Below are 4,134 nucleotides of genomic sequence, written 5' to 3'. Positions count from 1 at the left end.
TGGCGGTGACGACCCCATTTACCCAAAGCAATAGCCTGGGGTACACGATTCTGGAATCCTGCATGGCGTCCGGAGTGGTGACGGCGGAATCAGGCGGACTGGTTGGAGGGGACATTGCCCGGAGTGACAAAGGACAGAGGAGTGAAATTCAACCCCGCTATGTGGGTTCTCCAACCACCAATGCCTCAACCCTGGGTTGGCAAGGAGACCAGCCACACACGGGAGAAGTGGTGATTGACCTGGATTTGACGGGCGTGGATGGTGAAGCGGAAATCGAGGCGACGCTGGGTGCCGCGATGGGAGCGGAAGGCCAGACGTTTGCCAGCCCGGTGACGGCAACCATCAGCGGATCAATGAGTGTGGGGAGCGGGAGCGTCGGAATCTCAGTCACGACGACATTTGACGAAAATGGAGTGGTGACGGCAACGGATGGAGATTTTGGCCTGGGACAAAATGTGGCGGGGAAAGTGGTTACTGGACAGGTTACGGTCGAGGGAGGCGGACACGTCACCTTGACATACACGGTGAGTGCGATCTGTTCCCCACTGGTGAGTGGAGTCAACCTGAGCTTCCAGGGCGATATTGGAGTGACTTGTCGGCCAGTGGGAAGCCGACCAGCCGGCCAGGTGGCAACTAGAGTTCGCAAGGGTCTCTCAACCCCAAAGTCTTCCGCCCGAAGTCTTCCGCCCCAAGCCCTCAGCCCTGACGAAGAAATTTCCTGGACACAAACCTGGAGCTACGACCGGTTTGGGAATCGGAAAACAGCAGTCACCCGAATTGGAGAAACCGAAAACCGGCAGGACTTGCAGGTCAACGGACGAAATAACCGGGTGAACGAAACCGCCGGGATGAGCTATGATGCCGCCGGAAACGTGATCTTTGACAATGGAAAGACATTCAAGTACGACGCGGAAAACCGGATGGTGGAAGCGGTGGTCAATGGTGTCACCACCAGTTACCGCTACGACGGAGAAGGCCTCCGCATCAAGAAAACGGTCGGGACGGCGGCAAAGAGTACGTTTACGGGCCTACGGGGATGCTGGCGGAAGTCACCGGCAACGAAGTGAACTTCCTGACGCCGGACCACCTTGGGTCGCCGAGGGTACTCACCAGCCAAAACGGCATCGTCGTCAACCGACGGGACTTCTTCCCCTTCGGCGAAGACATCGCGGTCGGGGTCGGTGGACGTTCGGCGGGAATGGGCTATGGGACTGATAGTCTTCGTCAGCGGTTCACTGGCTATGAGCGGGATGAGGAAACGGGGTTGGACTTCGCCCAGGCCAGGTACTATGCCAATTCAATGGGGAGATTCAATAATCCAGACCCGCTTCTTTCATCTGGCAGTGTCTATGACCCTCAGTCTTGGAATCGGTATATTTATACCCTCAATAATCCGGTTCGGTACAGTGATCCAACAGGTTTGTATGTTTTTGATGAATCACTTGGAGGAAGCCAAACTGATGAGGAACTCAGGAATGCAGCCGGGTCTGATAGAACAAGGCGTCGCGAAGCTGACAGAATTATTGATCGGAGAAATGCTTTTAGAAGAGCATTAGTTGACGCCGCACGTGCTGGAGGCAGTAATTCACTGACTGCTCAACAACAAGAATTGGTTAGAACTTCAGTGGCTGCTTATGGGGCAGAAGGACAAGCGAATGGGGTCTCTGTTGGAGTTGGTCCATTAGCCAATAATGTGGCTGCCGAGGCCAGACAAGAAGCACTTTCATTCCCTTATGATGAAAAAACTAAGTCCTTCAGCGCCGCTGTTTCTGTGATTATTGACGATAACACAACGAATGCTACCGACTTAGCAATTGCTGTTGCTCACGAAGGGCGGCACGTAGCGGATGCTCAAGAATATGCTGCAGCAATAACATCTGATTTGGAGGCCCAAGGAGCAAATGCCATTGCCGGTCCGCTGAACCGAACAAAATACGAGAGAGAAGTAAGAGGTTATAATGTGAGTGCTTTTACAGCTCAAGGATTGGGCTTACCTAATCTTTCCTTCAGAGGGAATGAAGTGTGGAGCAATGGTTGGCGTGCGGCTGATCGGGAGCGACTACGCTCAACAGGAATCAATAACCACCTTAGAACATCCCCAACCTATCGCCTCACACCTGAAAGTCCAGGCACAAGGTATCATTCCAGACCAACAGAAGGGAGATAAGGTAAGCGATGAAACAAGCACTGATTGTTACTCTCTTATTGATTCTAACGGCTGGAGTTAGCTTTTTTGGAAGGGTACAGGCAGGCTTTCAAGAGAGAAGCACAGAACAACCATCAGTTATTAAAGCTGTTGCCCCAGTTTTTCCACTCATTGCAGTCACCGCCAATGTGAGTGGTTGTGTAGTCATTGAAGTAGAAATCACTCCATCTGGCACAGTTACATCAGCTCATATCGTTGATGGACATTCATTGTTTCGTCAGGGGCGGGTTTATGAAAAGGTGGCACGACAGTGGCGATTTACTCCGGCAGATGAAAATATGGGGATACGTACAGCCAAAATCACATTTTTTTTCAAAATCATGCCAAGAAATACGCCAGTGGAGGAACTAACGCCAATTTTTCTCCCCCCATATCAAATTGAGATCAGGCATGAACAACCCAAACCCGAGGTTGAACAAATCCCGAAGGGCCAAGTGAGAAAGACCAACCAATATAGAAAACAGAATACACACTGGTGATGGAATCGGAAAACAGCGGTCACCCGAATTGGAGAAACCGAGAACCGGCAGGACTTGCAGGTCAACGGACGAAACAACCGGGTGAACGCAAAGAGTACGTTTACGGGCCTACGGGGATGCTGGCGGAAGTCACCGGCAACGAAGTGAACTTCCTGACGCCGGACCACCTTGGGTCGCCGAGGGTACTCACCAGCCAAAACGGCATCGTCGTCAACCGACGGGACTTCTTTCCCTTCGGAGAAGACATCGCGGTCGGGGTCGGTGGACGCTCGGCGGGAATGGGCTACGGGATGGATAGCCTGCGGCAACGCTTTACTGGCTATGAAAAAGATGAGGAAACGGGTTTGGACTTTGCTGAAGCACGGTATTACACCAATACCCTGGGCCGCTTCAACAGTGCGGATCCGGCGGCGGATAGTGCCTTGATCGTGATGCCCCAATCCTGGAACCGGTACACGTATGTGCTCAATAATCCACTCCTTTATGTTGACCCCGATGGAATGCGCTGGCTACAACGGAGTGGGGACGGTGGGAACATCGAGTACCAATGGTTTGATGAAACTGAAGATGAGAATGGGAACTCGGCCTACCAAACTGCTTTGGGTGCTGGGTGGTCGGAAGTTGACTTTAACGAAAGTAAAACCTACGTCTACAGAGCCTATAACCCAAAAACCAGCGGGTATGATTATTACAAGCTCAACCCAAATGGAACACACGGTTGGATTTCAGGCGGGGCTGGGGTTGCCTACAACGATGTTGATTTGGTTTCGTTCTTTGTGCTCAACGGCTGGGGGTCGCTTGTCTTGGGCTTTCTTGAGAAGGAAGAAGAAGCAACCCCATTGACACCAATTCCAGTAGCTGCTGGAGTTCAAGGTACTCTTACACCAGCCCAAAGAGATATTTTGCAAGAGCTGTATTCTCAAGGAACTCCCAAAAAACAAGTTGGGCCGAAAGGTGGACTTGCAGTAGCTCAAACAGCTCTGCAAGAAGTAAAAGCAGGTAAGGTTCCACAAGGATTAACGATAGATGATGTCAAAAAAGGGCAAGAAGCAACAAGAAAGATTATGAATGCCCAAAGAGGTGGAGTAGATGCAGTTAAAAAATCATATGAAATTCAAAAGGTACGTCACCAAATCCTTAGATTTGCTCTGAAAGTTCTTACAAAAGGTAAAGGTTAACAAAAGAATGGTGTTCTCACTAAATTCAATTGGGCGCGGCTACTTTGAGTTAAAAATCAAAGCCTTTTTTATCAATGAGTTACAATGATGGATGGAACTCGATTTAAATCGAAATCAGCCCAGTTACCAGGTATAATGCTCCCCGAAAATCGGACAGGGAAATAAGTTAATTCCGCTGAGGGGAAAAGGAGGAACAGATGAGTACGACGCGAAAAATTCATAGTGCGGAATTCAAAGCGAAGGTGGCATTGGAAGCCATCCGAGGATACAA

General features: G+C 50.5%; 4 protein-coding genes. All 4 read left to right on the top strand.

All coding sequences use genetic code 11. The annotated features are described in order from the left end of the window. Positions 1–1,067: hypothetical protein (locus HY774_12250; GenBank protein MBI4749255.1), on the top strand; the 1,067-nt coding region annotated here is incomplete at its 5' end. Continuing rightward, positions 1,037–2,167, top strand: coding sequence for an RHS repeat-associated core domain-containing protein (locus HY774_12245; protein ID MBI4749254.1), 1,131 nt, complete (start codon positions 1,037–1,039; stop codon positions 2,165–2,167). The genes HY774_12250 and HY774_12245, both read left to right, overlap by 31 nt. 8 nt (positions 2,168–2,175) lie before the next feature. Further along, complete coding sequence (locus HY774_12240) at positions 2,176–2,685, top strand: TonB family protein (protein MBI4749253.1); 510 nt, start codon at positions 2,176–2,178, stop codon at positions 2,683–2,685. Then, positions 2,685–3,863, top strand: coding sequence for an RHS repeat-associated core domain-containing protein (locus tag HY774_12235; protein ID MBI4749252.1), 1,179 nt, complete (start codon positions 2,685–2,687; stop codon positions 3,861–3,863). Before HY774_12240 ends, HY774_12235 begins: the two co-directional genes overlap by 1 nt. The last annotated feature ends 271 nt before the right edge of the window (positions 3,864–4,134 follow it).

Source organism: Acidobacteriota bacterium (assembly GCA_016208495.1).
In the GTDB taxonomy this organism is placed as follows: domain Bacteria; phylum Acidobacteriota; class Blastocatellia; order Chloracidobacteriales; family Chloracidobacteriaceae; genus JACQXX01.
This window is presented reverse-complemented; position numbering and strand designations above follow the sequence as displayed.

Bases quoted from the DNA above. Each gene is read 5' to 3' on its own strand.
- HY774_12235 (MBI4749252.1), top strand. From the start codon at position 2,685: ATGGAATCGGAAAACAGCGGTCACCCGAATTGGAGAAACCGAGAACCG.
- HY774_12245 (MBI4749254.1), top strand. From the start codon at position 1,037: ATGCTGGCGGAAGTCACCGGCAACGAAGTGAACTTCCTGACGCCGGAC.
- HY774_12240 (MBI4749253.1), top strand. From the start codon at position 2,176: ATGAAACAAGCACTGATTGTTACTCTCTTATTGATTCTAACGGCTGGA.